A 14,729-nucleotide genomic window follows, 5' to 3' on the forward strand; every position below is an offset into this window, starting at 1 on the left:
TGGGCATGCTGCGCGCACTCGGCTCCGAGTTCCAGAAGTTCTTCACCACGCGCATGTGGTGGCTGCTCACACTCCTGCTCGTCGGGTACGTGGCCCTGTCGGCCGGCGGCTTCGGCGCGTTCCTCGGCTGGGCGACCGACAACCCCGCAGCGGCGGCCGGCGCGAGCTCGACGCCGCTGCCGACCGACGGCATCGCCGTGCTCGTGTACAGCTTCGCGTCGTCGATCGGCTACGTGTTCCCGGTGCTCTTCGGCGCGCTCGCGGTCACGACCGAGTTCCGGCACAAGACGCTGACGCCCTCGTTCCTCGTGCAGCCGCATCGCGCGACCGTGCTGTGGGCGAAGTACGTGTCGCAGCTGTTCATCGGCGCGGCGCTCGGCGTGCTCGCGTTCGCGGCGACGGTCGGCGCGGGCGCCGGTGCGCTCGCGGCCTTCGGCATCGACACCGCGCTCGACCAGCCCGACACGTGGGCGCTCATCGGCCGCGGCGTGCTCGCGATGGCGCTCTGGGGCACGATCGGCGTCGGCCTCGGCTCGCTCGTGACGAACCAGGTGGCGGCCATCGTCATCGTGATCGCGTTCACGCAGTTCGTCGAGCCGATCGTGCGACTCGCGGCCTCGCTCAACGACGTGACCGCGAGCATCGGCAAGTTCCTGCCTGGCGCGGCGAGCGACGCGCTCGTCGGCGCCTCGTTCTACAGCGTGGCCGCGATCGGCTCGGCCCAGACGCTCGAGTGGTGGCAGGGCGGTCTCGTGCTGTTCGGCATCGGCCTCGTCACCACGCTGATCGGCGGCCTGACGACCTGGCGGAGGGACGTGTCGTAGGCGTGGACCTCGCCGCGCTCCGAGACCTGCGTCTGCACGTGCAGGGGCTGCGGCATCCGTTCGACGCCTCGGCACCCGAGGTCGTGCGGCGCTTCGGCGCGGTGCAGGCGCAGGAGTTCGTGCCCGCGCAGTGGGGCCTCGCGCAACGTGTGCCGGTCGAGGCGAGGCCGGATGCCGCGGCGCTCGCGGCCGACCTCGACGCGGGTCGCATCCTCCGCACGCACGTGCTGCGGCCGACGTGGCACTTCCTGCACCCCGACGACGCCCGATGGGTGCTCGAGCTCTCGGCCGAGCGCGTGCACCGCGCGAACGGCACGTACTACCGCTCGACGGGCGTCGACGGCGAGGACGCCGTTCGGGCCGTCGACGTCGTCGCGGCCTGCGTCGCCGACGGGCACCGCACGCGCACCGACATCGCGACCGCACTGGCCGACGCGTCGCTGCCGGCGACGGGCGTGCCCCTCTCGTACGTGCTCATGCGGGCGGAGCTCGAGCGCGTCGTCATCAGCGGGGCGAACGCCGGGAAGCAGCGCACCTACGCGGCCTTCGACGAGCGCGTGCCGCCATCGGCCCCCAGACCCCGCGACGAGGCGCTCGCCGACCTGGCCGAGCGGTTCCTCGACGCCCGCGGCCCCGTGACCGATCGCGACTTCGCGTCGTGGTCGGGCTTCACGCTGACCGATGCGCGGCGGGCGCTCACCGCCGTCATCGAGCGAGCGGATGCCGCGGGCGACCCGATCGAGACGCTCGATGTCGACGGGGTCGCCCATCACGTGCGCGCGGCGCAGCTCGAGGGCGGCGGTGCGGCCCGGGCCGTGCCCGACCCCCGCGTCGACCTGCTGCAGGCCTACGACGAGTACATCATGGGCTACGCGTCGCCCCGGGCGTTCCTGCACCCCGAGGGCGACGCCGTCGTGCACGCCGAGTTCCCGCTCCACGCCCTCATGAGCGGCGGCGTCATGATCGGGCGGTGGGCGCCGCCGACGGCGTCGGCCACGACGACCGTGCGCCTCGTGCCGTGGCGCGGGCTCGACGCCGACGAGGAGCGCTCGCTCGCGGCATCCGTCGCCGAACTCGGCGTGTTCCTCGGCACGGAGCTGCGCATCGGGCGCGAGGCGTAGGCCCCGGCCGACCTCGTCGCGGGCGGGACCCGAGGGGCCTCCGCCGCGCCTCCGCCGCCGATGGGCGCGCCCCGGCGACCGCGACCCCGCCCCTCGGTACGATCGCGACATGCTCGTCATCGCCAGCGTCTTCGTCGCCCTCGCCGCGCTGCTGCACGGCTACATCTTCCTGCTCGAGAGCGTGCTGTGGACCCGGCCCAAGACGTGGAAGACCTTCGGCGTCGCCGATCAGGCCGCCGCCGACATCACGAAGCCCATGGCCTACAACCAGGGCTTCTACAACCTGTTCCTCGGCATCGGCGCGGCGCTCGGCCTGATCCTCGTGTGGTCGGGCGTCGACGAGGCCGGCCGCGCGCTGGTGCTGTTCTCGACGGCCTGCATGGCGCTCGCGGCGGCGGTGCTGACGACCACCGGGCGGGGCTACCTCCGACCGGCGCTCGTGCAGGGCACGCTGCCCCTCATCGGGTTCGTGCTCTTCCTGTTCTCCTGACCGGCGCGGCCCCTTCCTGATCGGGGCGGCCCCTTCTCCTGATCCGAGCAGCCCCGTGCAGCGCTCCGGCGCTACGATCGGCACATGGCCGGGGCCGAGGACGCCGCATCGATCGAGCCGAGCGCCGATGTCGACGCGCGGGCGCGACTCGGACGCGGGGTACGCGTGTGGCATCTCGCCCAGATTCGCGAGCACGCCGAGATCGGCGCGGGCACGACGATCGGGCGCGGCGCCTATGTCGGCCCGGGCGTGCGCATCGGCGAGCGGTGCAAGCTGCAGAACCACGCCCTCGTGTACGAGCCGACCGTGCTCGGCGACGGCGTCTTCGTCGGACCGGCGGTCGTCTTCACCAACGACACGCACCCGCGCGCGGTGAACCCCGACGGTTCGCTCAAGGGCGCCGACGACTGGACCAAGGTCGGCGTGGTCGTGCATGACGGCGCGGCCATCGGCGCTCGGAGCGTCTGCGTCGCGCCCATCGAGATCGGCCGCTGGTCGCTCGTGGCCGCCGGCGCGGTCGTCACGCGCGACGTGCCCGACTACGGCCTCGTGGCCGGGGTGCCGGCGCGACGGATCGGGTGGGTCGGGCCGCTCGGCGTGCCGCTCGAGCCCCTCGGCGACGGGCGGTTCCGCTGCCCGTCGAGCGGGGCCCTGTTCCGCGAGACCGAGGGCGTGCTCGCGCCCGAATGACGTCGGGCACCCATCCCCCCGAACTGGGACTGGGGGCCTCGATGGGCCCGGCGTAGCTTCGGAGCACTTCCCGTTCCGGGCACGACTTCTGGGCTTCGTGACTCCGCGGGTCATATGTTTGTTGGTCGCACGTGTCAGCGTGCGACGGCGCGACGTTCCGGCGTCGCGACTGGGCTACTGACGAGGCCGGCTACCCACCGGTCCCGTATCGCGTACATCCGCCCGCCCGCAAGGGCGCCCACCCGAGGCGATTCCAGTGACTGCGCTCTTCTTGCGCGTCGCGACCGCGATCCCACCCATCCCCCGGCCGCGCACGTCCCCCAGCCCGCTCCGCGGTGGCTCCTGCCTGCGGTCGGCTCCCGGATGCACCGTGCTCACCGCCGCGCCCCCAGGCGGTGAGCACGGTGGTTGACGCCCGCCAGCTCGCATCCGTGCCCCCACCGCCGCGGCGGCCGAGGACCCACCTGCATCTCGTGGCCGGAGGCGGCGGGGCGCACCCTCGCCCGTGGGCATCGGGCTATCGCACGCGCCTCATCGTCTGCGACGCCGTGACGATCGTGCTCACCGTGGTCGGAGCCCTGCAGGCGGTCCTGCTCGCGACCGAACGCACGGCGCCGATCTGGTCGATGACGATGCCGTACGCCGTCGCCGCCGCAGTCTGGATCTCCGCGCTCGCGATGCTCCACACCCGAGACGAACGGCTCTTCGCCGTCGGCGCGGAGGAGTACAAGCGCGTCATGGGGGCCAGCACCGTCGCGATCGGCGTGCTCGCCGTCGCCTTCCTCAGCCTGGGGACGAATGCCCCCGGTTCGTACCTGCTCGTCACGTGGATCATCGGCGTGCCCCTGCTGCTGCTCGAACGGTGGAGCTGGCGCCGATGGCTGACCCGGCAGCGTCAAGCAGGCCGGGCCCTCTCCCGCGCGATCGTCGTCGGAGGGGTCGACGACGTGACGCAGGTCATCGCGCAGATGAGCCGGTGCCCCTCCGGGTACGCGGTCGTCGGCGTCGCGGTCGACGGCCTCACCTCGAGGACGAGCCTTCCCGTCGGCGAGCGCGCGCTCCCCGTGCTCTCCTCGCCGGCGGCCGTGGCGAGCACCGCCCGACGCCACGAGGTGCAGACGATCGTCGTGGCCGGCGGGGCATCCGTCGGGCCGGCCTTCGTCAAGCGCCTCGCCTGGGAGCTCGAGGGCACCTCCATCGATCTCGTGCTCGCGACGCGTCTGATCGAGGTCGCCGGGCCGCGCATCCACTTCCAGATGATCGACGACCTCCCGCTCATGCACGTGGACATCCCCCGGTTCGAGGGCGGCAAGCACGTCGCGAAACGAGCGCTCGATATCGTCGGCGCCTCGGCCGCCCTCCTCGTGCTCGCTCCGCTGTTCGTCGCCATCGCGATCGCCGTGCGGCTCGACACCCCCGGCGCCCCGCTCTTCCGGCAGGAACGCGTCGGGCGCGGCGGCCGCACCTTCACGCTGCTGAAGTTCCGTTCGATGTCGGCCACCGCCGAGCAGGACCTCGCCGCACTGCTCGACCGCGACGAGGGCAACGGCATGCTCTTCAAGCTGCACGACGACCCGCGCATCACGCGCGTCGGGCGGGTGCTGCGCAAGTACTCGCTCGACGAGCTGCCGCAGTTCTGGAACGTGCTCGTCGGGGAGATGAGCCTCGTCGGCCCGCGCCCGCCGCTCGTGAGCGAGGTCGAGGGGTACGAGGCCCACGTACGGCGGCGGCTCTACCTCAAGCCCGGGCTGACCGGCCCCTGGCAGGTGAGCGGGCGCAGCGATCTCACCTGGGAGGAGAGCGTCCGGCTCGACCTCCACTACATCGAGAACTGGTCGCTCATCGGCGACGTGATGCTCCTCTGGCGCACGATGCACGTCGTCGTGCACCACGTCGGAGCCTATTGACGGGACGGATGACATGACTGGGCGCCGCATCCTGATCATCGTGATCGCGACGATCGCACTCGCCGTCGGCGTGGCCGGCGTCGCGGGCACGGTCGCGCCGTCGGGCCGACCCCCGCTCGCGTCCGACACGTCCGGCTCGACGGGCGCGCTCGGAACGACGACGACGCCGGAGCGACCGGATGACGCGGGCGAAGCCACGACGCCTCCGGACGATGCCGCCGACGACCCGGGCCGGGGACCCCTCGTCGAGACCGAGGCCACGCCTCCGCCACCGGTGGTGCCGCCGGCGGAACCGGTCGCCGAGCTCGGCGGACGGGTCGACGGATTCCCCGAGCTCATCCCGCTCGCCGACGGATCCCGGATCGTGTCGAGCGCGGTGACGGCCGACGGCGATCGGGTGCAGGCGACGCTCGAGGCGGAGTCGCCCGCAACGCCGCGAGAGGTGCTCGCGGGCTACGTCGACGCGTTCACCGCACTCGCCTTCGCCCCGGTCGAGTCCCCTTCGGTGGGCGGCAGCACCGCGATCACCTTCACGAACGGCGTCGACACGGTGCTCGTGACGGTCTCGGACTCCGTGACCGGGGGAACCGACTACTCGGTCATCGGCATCTTCACGGCCGGGAAGGAGGGCTGACCGTGTACATCACCCTCTCCGACCGCGGCGCCGACGACGGCGCGACGACCGGCGCACGCACCGGCCGGGTGTCGTCGACCGTCATCGCGCTGGGCGTGGTGAGCCTGCTGACCGACATCTCGTCGGAGGCCACGGCGGCCGTGCTCCCCCTGTACCTGACGACGGCGCTCGGGCTCTCGATCGTCGCGTACGGGGTGATCGACGGCCTCTACCAGGGCGTCAGCTCGGCCGTGCGGATCGCCGCCGGGTGGGCGGCGGATCGCGGCGACCGCCCGAAGCCGGTCGCACTCCTCGGGTACGGACTCTCCGCGATCGCCCGTGTCGGCCTGCTCTTCGCCACCGGGTTCGGCGCGATCACGGCCGTCGTCGTCGGCGACCGGATCGGCAAGGGCATCCGCACCGCACCGCGCGACGCGCTCATCGCCGCATCCTCCGACCCCGCGGAGCTCGGCCGCTCGTTCGGCGTGCACCGGATGCTCGACACGGTGGGCGCGGCCACGGGCCCGGTCATCGCGTTCGTCGTGCTCCTGCTCGTGCCCGACGGGTACCGCACCGTGTTCGTCGTCTCGCTCGCCTTCGCCGTCCTCGGCGTCGTCGTGCTCGGCGCCCTCGTGCCCGACCGCCGGCCGCGAGCCGAGCAGGCGACGACCGGCACCCCTCCGTCGCCGTTCCGCTGGCGCCTGCTGGCCGCGCCACGACTCATCCGACTGCTCGTCGCCGCAGGCCTGCTCGGCCTGGTCACGATCGGCGACGGCTTCCTCTACCTCGCCCTCCACGATCGCCTCGGATTCGCCCCGATGTGGTTCCCGCTGCTGTTCGTCGGCACGAACCTCGCGTATCTCGCGCTCGCCGTGCCGATCGGCCGACTCGGCGACCGCATCGGCGGTCGACGCGTGTTCATCGGCGGCCAAATCGCGCTCCTCTGCGCCTACGTGCTCGCGGCGCTCCCGGTCGCCGGCGTCGGAGCGGTGGCCGCGAGCGCGGGATGCCTCCTGCTCCTCGGGCTGTTCTACGCATCGACCGACGGGATCCTCGCCGCCCTCGCGTCGGCCTTCGTGCCCCTGGAGGCGCGGGCGAGCGGCATCGCTGCGGCGCAGACGGTGGTCGCCGCGACGCGCTTCGCCGCGGCGGCGGGGTTCGGACTGCTGTGGTTCGCGGTCGGCTCCTCGGCCGCCCTGGTCGTGGCGGCATCCGCCCTGGCCGTGGTGATCCCGGTCGCGGCGATCCTGCTGCGACCTCGCGCGTCGGAGGGCGGTGCATCGGCATGGACCTGACGAGGCGACGCCTGTTCGTCGGCATCTCCGCCGTCCTCCTCCTCGGCGGTGCGGCGGCCTACGGCGCGGTCGCGTTCGCGGCCTCGCGCTCGATCCCGGAGGGCACGGCGTCCACGCCCATGACCGGGATCCGGCCGGGCACCGTGCTCTTCCGGCAGACCGGCGGCGGTGCGCTGCACGGGCTGGTCGCCGCCGTCGACCTCGACGATCCCGGCGGCCCGCGCGAGGTCTCGGCACGGCCCTGCGACCGCCTCGACGCGAACGTGGACGGGATCGTGTGCCTGCACTCCGATCTCGGGCTGACCACGACCTTCGAGACCCTCGTGCTCGACGAGACGCTCCACCCGACCAGCAGCAGGCCGCTCGCGGGGATCCCGAGCCGCACCAGGCTCTCGCCCGACGGCGAGCTCTTCGCGACGACCTCGTTCGTCGCCGGACACGCCTATGCGGGCACCGACTTCTCGACCTCGACGGTGATCTTCCGGCGCGACGGGACCGACTCCGGAGAGCTGGAGGACTTCACCCTCATCGTCGACGGGGCGGAGGTGACGGCGGCCGACGTGAACGTCTGGGGCGTCACCTTCGCCGACGATCGCCGGTTCTTCGCCACGGCGGCGTCGGGCGAGCACCGGTGGCTCGTCGCCGGCGATCTCGACGAACGGACGTTGCGGGCGGTGAGGGACGGTGTGGAATGCCCCTCGCTCTCGCCGGACGGCTCGCGCCTCGCGTTCAAGCAGAACCGGGGCAGCGCCGACCGGCCCGACTGGGCCATCGCCGTCTACGAGCCTGCGGACGACCGGGTCACGGTCCTGCCCGAGCCCGCATCGATCGACGATCAACCCGAGTGGCTGGACGACGAGACCCTCCTCTACGGGCGGGCACGCGACGATTCGCCCGGCGACACCGACGTGTACGCCATCCGGGCCGACGGATCCGCGGGCCCGGAGCTGTTCATCTCGCACGCCTGGTCTCCGGCGGTGGTGCGGCCATGAGCGGGACGGCGACGCAGGTGCGGCTCGGCGGGGTGCCCGTCGACCTCCTCGACCGAGCGGGCGCGATCGAGACCATAGCGTCGCGATTCGGGGTCGAGGTCGGACGCCCGCTCGCGGTCGCCTCGGTCAACCTCGACCACGTGCACCATTTCGGCTCGACGGCCCCGGATCACCGCGCACTGCACGACGGCCCCGGCGCCCCGGTCGAATGGCTGAACCTCATCGACGGCACCCCGCTCGCCACTGCTGCACGGCGCATCACGCATGTCGAATGGCCCCGCCTGGCCGGCAGCGACCTCATCGATGCCCTGCTCGAGCGCGCCGAGCTCGACCACGCCAGGGTCGGCGTCCTCGGCGGCAGCGCCGACACCCACTCGCAGCTCGAACGGCGGCTCGCCGTGACCCATCCGGCACTCAGCCTCGCCGGATGCTGGGCGCCGAGCCGGCCCGAACTGGCCGACGAGGAGGCGTGCGACGCCCTGGCCGACGACATCGCGGGGCACGAGATCGCGGTGCTCCTCGTCTGCCTCGGCAAGCCGCGCCAGGAGGTCTGGATCGAGCGCTACGGGCGGCGGACCGGATGCCACGTGCTGCTCGCCTTCGGGGCGGCCGTCGACTTCCTCGCCGGAACGGTGGAGCGGGCACCCCGCTGGGTCGCCGACCACGGCATGGAGTGGGCCTGGCGCCTGGCGCTCGAACCCCGCAGGCTCGCCCACCGGTACCTCGTCGACGGGCCGCCCGCCTACCTCGCCATCAGGCGCTCGAGCCGCCCGCTCGACGGCGCCGCATCCGGGAGGAGGGCCGCCGGATGACCATCGCCGATCCGACCGCTCCCCGCACGGCGCCCGCGCCCGCCGCGCCCGCCGCGCCCGCACCGCCGATGCCGGCGCCCGCCGTGCGCGGATCCATCGTGATCCCGGCCCACGACGAGGAGGCGGTGATCCTGCGCACGCTGGACGGGCTGCGCCCCCTGCTCGAGCAACGACTCGTCGAGGTCGTCGTGGCGTGCAACGGATGCTCCGACCGCACGGCGGCGCTCGCGGCATCCGTCGCCGGTGTGACCGTGCTGCAGACGCCGAAGCCGCTGAAGACGGCGGCGATGAACGCCGCCGACGGTGCAGCGACCCACTGGCCGAGGCTCTACCTCGATGCGGACATCGCGATCACCGCCGATGCGGCCCTCGCGGTGCTCGACAGCGTCTCGTGCGGCGAGGCGATGGCCGCACGCCCCGAGTACCGATACGTCATGGGATCGGCCTCGGCGCCGGTGCGCGCGTACTACCGCGCACGCGATCGGCTGCCCATCACCCGTGGCGGGCTCTGGGGTGCTGGCGCGTTCGCGCTCGGCCCCGAGGGCCATGCACGATTCGGCGAGTTCCCCATGGTGATCGCCGACGATGTCTTCGTCGACCGGCACTTCTCGGCCTCCGAGAAGCGCATCGTGCCGACGAACCCCGTTCCGGTGCGCGTTCCGCAACGCGTCCGGAACCTGATGGCGGTGCTGCGCCGGCAAGCTCGGGGCGCCGGCCAGCCCGCCATCAGAACAACGACGAGCACCACACCGTCGACCGTGCGTCAGCTCCTCGCCTCCGTCCGCGGCCCACGCTCGGCCGCCGACGCCATGGTCTACGCGCTGCTGAGCATCGCCGCCCGGCGACCCTCGTCGCGTCGCCGAGCGAGCACGGTGTGGGAACGCGACGACTCGACGCGGGTCGCGACGCCGGCCGCGGCGCGGATGCGGGTCGCGACGCCGACGACGGCCGCGACGCCGACGACGGTCGCGGAACCGGTGCGCGACGACATCTCGCCGCGTCGCGCGCCCGTCACGCCGATGTTCGCGGGCATGGACGACGCAGCCGAGGTGGTCGCCGTCGTCGTGACCTACGAGAGCCGCTCCTGCATCGACGCCCTGATCGACTCGCTGCGGGTCGAGGCGGCGGAGCGCGCGATCCGCGTCGTCGTCGCGGACAACGCCTCGGGCGACGGCACCCTCGAGCACGTCAGGTCCCGGCATCCCGACGCGATCTCCTTCGGCACCGGTGCGAACCTCGGCTACGCCGCCGCGATCAACCGATGCGCGCCGATGGTGGGCGATGCACGCGCCGTGCTCGTGCTGAACCCCGACGCCGTCGTCGAGCCGGGCTGCGTGCAGGCGCTGCTCGCGCGACTCGACTCGAGCGGCGCCGGTGCCGTCGTGCCCGGCATCCGGGAGGCGGACGGCCGGACGGCCCGCTCGATCCGACGCGAGCCGAGCCTGCTCGGCACCCTCGGCGACTCGCTGTTCGGCGGCAGGCTCAGGGGAAGGCCGGGGTGGCTCTCGGAGACGGTCTTCGATGCGCGCGCGTACGCCACGGCGCATCCGATCGACTGGGCGACCGGCGCGGCCGTGCTCTTCGACGCCGGACTCGCGCAGCGCGTCGGCCCGTGGGACGAGCGGTACTTCCTGTTCTCGGAGGAGACCGACTACTTCCGCCGCCTGCGCGAGGCGGGCGGCACGGTCTGGTTCGAACCCCGCGCCGTGGTCACGCACGCCGAGGGCGGCTCCGGACGCTCCCCCGCCCTGAACGCGCTCTCGGCCGTGAACCGCATCCGGTACGCGCGGAAGTTCCGGTCGCGCACCTACGCAGCCGCCTTCCGCAGCATCGCCGTGCTCGCCGAGGTGCTCAGGGTCGGTCGGCCGCAGAGCGCAGGCGCACTGGCCGTCGTGCTGAACGCGAACCGCTGGTCGGAGGTCCCGCATGCCCCCGAGCCTGCGCCCGCGCCCGACGAGCAGCCGGTCGCCGGCGTCTCGTTCGGCTACCTCGTGCCCGAGTTCCCCGGCCAGACCCACACCTTCTTCTGGCGCGAGATCGAAGCGCTGCGCCGGCTCGGCGGCCGCCCCCGGATCATCTCGACCCGCAAGCCGCGACATGCGCGCGGCACGCACGACTGGGCCGAACGGGCCACGGCCGAGGCGAGGTACCTGTTCCCCGGGTCGCCGATCAGTCTGGTCGGCGCCGTGTGGCTCCTCCTCTCCACAGCCGTGCAGGCCCGGCTCGGGCCGGTGCTCAGGGAGTCGGCCAGGGCCCATGCCGAGTTCGGGGTCAGCCGTTCCCGGCTCCTCGGCCTCGTCATCACCGGTGCCGAACTCGCCCGGCTGGCACGCCGGGAGGGTTTGCGCCACGTCCACGTGCACTCGTGCGCGGACTCGGCGTGGGTCGCGCTCTTCGCCAACCTGCTGACCGGGGTGCACTACAGCCTCACCGCCCACGGGCCCCTCCGCGACTACGGCGACGGTCAGGCGGCGAAGTGGGCGCGGGCCTCCTTCGGGTTCGCCATCACGAATCGTCTCCGCGACGAGATCACGGCCGAGCTCGACGGTGCGCTCCCGGCCGAGTTCGCCGTCGCCCCCATGGGCATCGATCCGGCCCGGTTCTCGCGCACGACCCCGTACCGGCCCGCGATCCCGGGCAGCACCGCCCGGATCTTCAGCTGCGGCCGACTCAATCCGAGCAAGGGCCACGACGACCTCATCCGCGCCGCAGCGCTGCTCGTCGCCGGCGGCCGCGACGTCGAACTGGTCATCGCCGGTGACGACGACAGCGATTCGGGCCACCGCAATCGGCTCGAACGACTGATCGAGGCCTCCGGGCTGTCGGGCCGTGTGCGACTGCTGGGGTCGGTGCCGGAGGCAGGTGTCCGGGCCGAGCTCGAACGGGCCGACGTGTTCGCGCTCGCGAGCCACGACGAACCCCTCGGCGTCGCGACCATGGAGGCCATGGCCATGGGCGTGCCGGTCGTCGTGACGGGCGGCGGCGGCGTGACCGAGCTCGTCGAGGACGGCGTGACGGGCCTGCTCGCCACGGCGCACGCACCATGGATGATCGCGGCCGACATCGCCCGGCTGCTCGACCGGCCCGACCTGGCGACGCGACTCGGGGCTGCCGGGCACGACCGCGTCACCCGGAGCTTCACGAGCGCGTCGAGTGCGGCCACGCTGCTCCGGCACGTCGAGATGAGCGACCGGAAGGCGGCTGCCGACGGACGGGGCGGCCCGTGAGCCGGCGTGCGGTCCTCGTCGGGGCGCTGTCGACGGTCGGCGTCGCCGTGATCGCGGCCGTCGCGGTGGCCGTCGCCTCGGGTGCCGAGACGCGATCCCCGCCGTCTGACGCGACGACCGGTCGCACCTCCGCGTCGCCGGCCCCGACGACCTCGGCCGCCGCCACGGTGCGCGCGGTCGACGGCGGTGCCGACTACTACGGGCGCTTCGACGGGGGGCTCCCCGACGACGACGGCTTCTTCCCGATCGCCGTGTGGTTCGCGAGCGTGACCTCGATGTCGGATGCCACGGCGGACCGCGAGATGGGCCTCAACACCTACGTCGAGCTCACCGCGAACTCCTCGCTCGAGCTCATCGCCGACAGCGGCATGCACGCCATTCCGAGCGTGCCGCTCGACGGCGCCGCCGGTGTGCTCGTCGCCGACGAGGTCGACATGTGGGCTGGGCCCGGCGACGGCACGTGGACCGGTTCGTACCCGGGCGACGGCCAGGTGTGCACCGACGACGTCGCTTGCGGGTACTCGATCATGGCGAAGCTGACCGGCGACCTGCCGGCCGGGCTCATGACGGTCGCGAACTTCGGCAAGGGCGTCGCATTCTGGGAGTCGGATGCCGAGGCGCAGCGCTTCCTCGAGTTCACCGACGTCGTGTCGGCCGACACGTACTGGTTCACCGACCCGAACATCTGCGGAGCGACCGAGGGCGGATGGGGGCCGGGCGACGGGGAGACCCTGCCGGATGCGGAGTGCCGCGTCGCCGAGAACTACGGCTGGACCGTCGAGCACGTGCGTTCGCTCGTGTCGCCGGCCGGCTCGAAGCCGGTGTGGCAGTTCGTCGAGGTCGGCCAGCCGTTCGGCGATGGTCCCTCCGTGACCGGTGCGCAGATCCGCGCGGCCGTGTGGAGCGGCATCATCCACGGCGCTCGCGGCGTCGTGTACTTCAACCACGGCTTCGGCGACCTCTGCAGCACCGAGAACGTGCTGCGGGATGCGTGCGGCGACGCGGTGCGGGAGGAGGTCACGGCGCTGAACCGGCAGCTCCTCGACCTCGCACCCGCGTTGAACGCCCCGTTCGTCGACGGCCTGCTCCGGATCGACGGCGGTGCCGAGGCCGCCGTGAAGCTCGTCGACGACGGGTTCACCGTGTTCGCCGGGGCGACGCGTGCGAACGACGGCGACGTCTCGTTCACGATCGGATGCCGCAGCGCGACGTCGGCCCTCGTCGTCGGCGAGGATCGCAGCATCCCGATCGTCGATGGCAGGTTCAGCGATCGATTCGCCGACGGGGACGCGGTGCACGTGTACCGGCTGGAAGGGGGCACCTGTGGCCTCTGACCCGGACGTCCGCGCGATCACGTCGACCCCCGTCGGCCGGAGCGGCGGAGCCGCGCGCGAGCGGGGCGGCGTGCCGCTGCTGATCCGGTTCACGCTCATGGCGATCTTCGTCTTCCCGGCCTCGATGGTCATCGAGCCGATCGGGGCGTCGGGAACCGTGCCGATCCTGCTCTGCCTCCTGCTGCTGCTCTTCTGGCTGGCCTCCTGGCTGTGGGGCCTGCACGACCCGGTGCCCGTTCGGCATCCCGGCCGACTCGCGATGTCGCTGCTGCTCCTCGCCTCGTTCGCGTCGTACGCGGCCCTGTACGCCGGATGGACCGGCGGCAGCACGGAGGTCACACGCGCCTCGGCCGACCGGTGGCTGCTGCTCCTCGCGGCGAGCTCCGCGCTCGTGCTCGTCGTCGCGGAGTCCATCCGGAGCATCGCCGACGCGATGCAGGTGGTGCGGGCGCTCCTCACCGGCGCGTTCTTCTGCTGCCTGGTCGGCGTCGTGCAGTTCGCGTTCCGGGTGAACCCCGTCGAGTGGATCCAGGCGGCGATGCCCGGATTCACCTACAACGGCGGGGACACGCCCTTCCAGATCCGCGGTGCGCTCATGCGCGTCGCGGGCACGACCTTCCACTCGATCGAGTTCGGCGTGGTCTCGTCGATGCTCATCCCGTTGTCGATCTGGCGCGCGCTGAACGACCCGTCCGGGCGTCGGTGGTTCCACTGGGCGCAGACCGCACTCCTCGTCTTCGCGGTGGCGACCACGGTCTCGCGATCCGGCATCCTCGCCCTCCTGGTCTCCCTCGTCGTCTTCCTGCCGTTCCTGACCCGGTCGATCCGCCGATGGGTGCTGCTGGCCTCGCCGTTCGTCGTCGCCGCCATGTTCGTCTTCGTGCCGGGCTTCGTGGGCACGATCGGGGCGGCGCTCGGCGCCGACACCTCAGACCCGTCGATCGCGACCCGGGTCAACAACTACCCCCGCGTCGCCCAGATGCTCGACACGCGCCCGTTGCTCGGGGCCGGGCCCGGCAACTACTCGCCGCCCGATGCGCTGAAGATCCTCGACAACCAGTACCTGGGCGCGATCGTCACGCTCGGGCTCGTGGGCCTGGTCGCGACGATCGCCTACCTCGTGCTGCCAGGGGTCGCGAGCGTCCTCGCGGCGAGGGCCGCGAGAGCTCCCGTGCTGAAGGGCCTCGCAGGTGCGGTCGCCGCCGGAACGCTCGTCGCTGCGGCATGCTCGATGACCTTCGACTCGCTCTCGTTCCCGGTGTTCGCCCTGCTCTACCCCGCCCTCGTCGGGCTCGCAGGCGGCGTCTGGCGCCTCGTGCAGGCCGAGGCGACGGCATCGTCGGAGCACCGGCCCGACCTCGTCCCGGTCCGAACGACCGGGACGCACCCGACCCGAATCCCACCCGATGGCGAAGGAGTCTGAG

General features: G+C 72.8%; 12 protein-coding genes. All 12 read left to right on the forward strand.

Annotation, left to right across the window (positions count from 1 at the left end; translation table 11 throughout):
- The first annotated feature begins 5 nt into the window (after positions 1 to 5).
- The 12 genes from GQR16_RS18820 (at position 6) to GQR16_RS18870 (ending at position 14,728) form a co-directional block, all read left to right on the forward strand.
- Positions 6 to 824, forward strand: coding sequence for an ABC transporter permease (locus GQR16_RS18820; RefSeq protein WP_246200935.1), 819 nt, complete (start codon positions 6 to 8; stop codon positions 822 to 824).
- 2 nt (positions 825 to 826) lie between these two features.
- Complete coding sequence (locus GQR16_RS18825) at positions 827 to 1,945, forward strand: winged helix DNA-binding domain-containing protein (RefSeq protein WP_170298573.1); 1,119 nt, start codon at positions 827 to 829, stop codon at positions 1,943 to 1,945.
- Between the two features lie 109 nt (positions 1,946 to 2,054).
- A complete protein-coding gene (locus GQR16_RS18830; RefSeq protein WP_157416706.1) occupies positions 2,055 to 2,435 on the forward strand; it encodes a DUF1304 domain-containing protein in 381 nt (126 codons plus the stop codon).
- A gap of 84 nt (positions 2,436 to 2,519) precedes the next feature.
- On the forward strand, positions 2,520 to 3,125 hold the full coding sequence (locus GQR16_RS18835; protein ID WP_157416707.1) for an acyltransferase: 606 nt from the start codon (positions 2,520 to 2,522) through the stop codon (positions 3,123 to 3,125).
- Between the two features lie 548 nt (positions 3,126 to 3,673).
- Complete coding sequence (locus GQR16_RS18840) at positions 3,674 to 5,032, forward strand: sugar transferase (RefSeq protein WP_246200936.1); 1,359 nt, start codon at positions 3,674 to 3,676, stop codon at positions 5,030 to 5,032.
- Positions 5,033 to 5,045: 13 nt separating this feature from the next.
- A complete protein-coding gene (locus GQR16_RS18845) occupies positions 5,046 to 5,666 on the forward strand; it encodes a hypothetical protein (RefSeq protein ID WP_157416709.1) in 621 nt (206 codons plus the stop codon).
- Between the two features lie 2 nt (positions 5,667 to 5,668).
- A complete protein-coding gene (locus GQR16_RS18850; RefSeq protein WP_157416710.1) occupies positions 5,669 to 6,940 on the forward strand; it encodes an MFS transporter in 1,272 nt (423 codons plus the stop codon).
- A complete protein-coding gene (locus GQR16_RS19695) occupies positions 6,931 to 7,932 on the forward strand; it encodes a TolB-like translocation protein (RefSeq protein WP_170298574.1) in 1,002 nt (333 codons plus the stop codon). Before GQR16_RS18850 ends, GQR16_RS19695 begins: the two co-directional genes overlap by 10 nt.
- On the forward strand, positions 7,929 to 8,744 hold the full coding sequence (locus GQR16_RS18855) for a WecB/TagA/CpsF family glycosyltransferase (RefSeq protein ID WP_170298575.1): 816 nt from the start codon (positions 7,929 to 7,931) through the stop codon (positions 8,742 to 8,744). Before GQR16_RS19695 ends, GQR16_RS18855 begins: the two co-directional genes overlap by 4 nt.
- Positions 8,741 to 11,971 (forward strand): exopolysaccharide biosynthesis GT4 family glycosyltransferase EpsE, encoded by a 3,231-nt coding sequence (epsE, locus tag GQR16_RS18860; protein WP_157416712.1) that lies wholly within the window; start codon positions 8,741 to 8,743, stop codon positions 11,969 to 11,971. Before GQR16_RS18855 ends, epsE begins: the two co-directional genes overlap by 4 nt.
- Positions 11,968 to 13,305: a hypothetical protein gene (locus GQR16_RS18865; protein WP_246200937.1), complete on the forward strand. Its 1,338-nt coding sequence runs from the start codon at positions 11,968 to 11,970 to the stop codon at positions 13,303 to 13,305. Before epsE ends, GQR16_RS18865 begins: the two co-directional genes overlap by 4 nt.
- Positions 13,295 to 14,728, forward strand: a complete 1,434-nt coding sequence (locus tag GQR16_RS18870; protein ID WP_246200938.1) for an O-antigen ligase family protein — start codon at positions 13,295 to 13,297, stop codon at positions 14,726 to 14,728. The genes GQR16_RS18865 and GQR16_RS18870 overlap by 11 nt, the downstream gene beginning before the upstream one ends.
- Position 14,729 lies beyond the last annotated feature (1 nt).

The sequence above is a fragment of the Agromyces allii genome (genome assembly GCF_009749385.1).
Classification (GTDB): Bacteria; Actinomycetota; Actinomycetes; order Actinomycetales; family Microbacteriaceae; genus Agromyces; species Agromyces allii.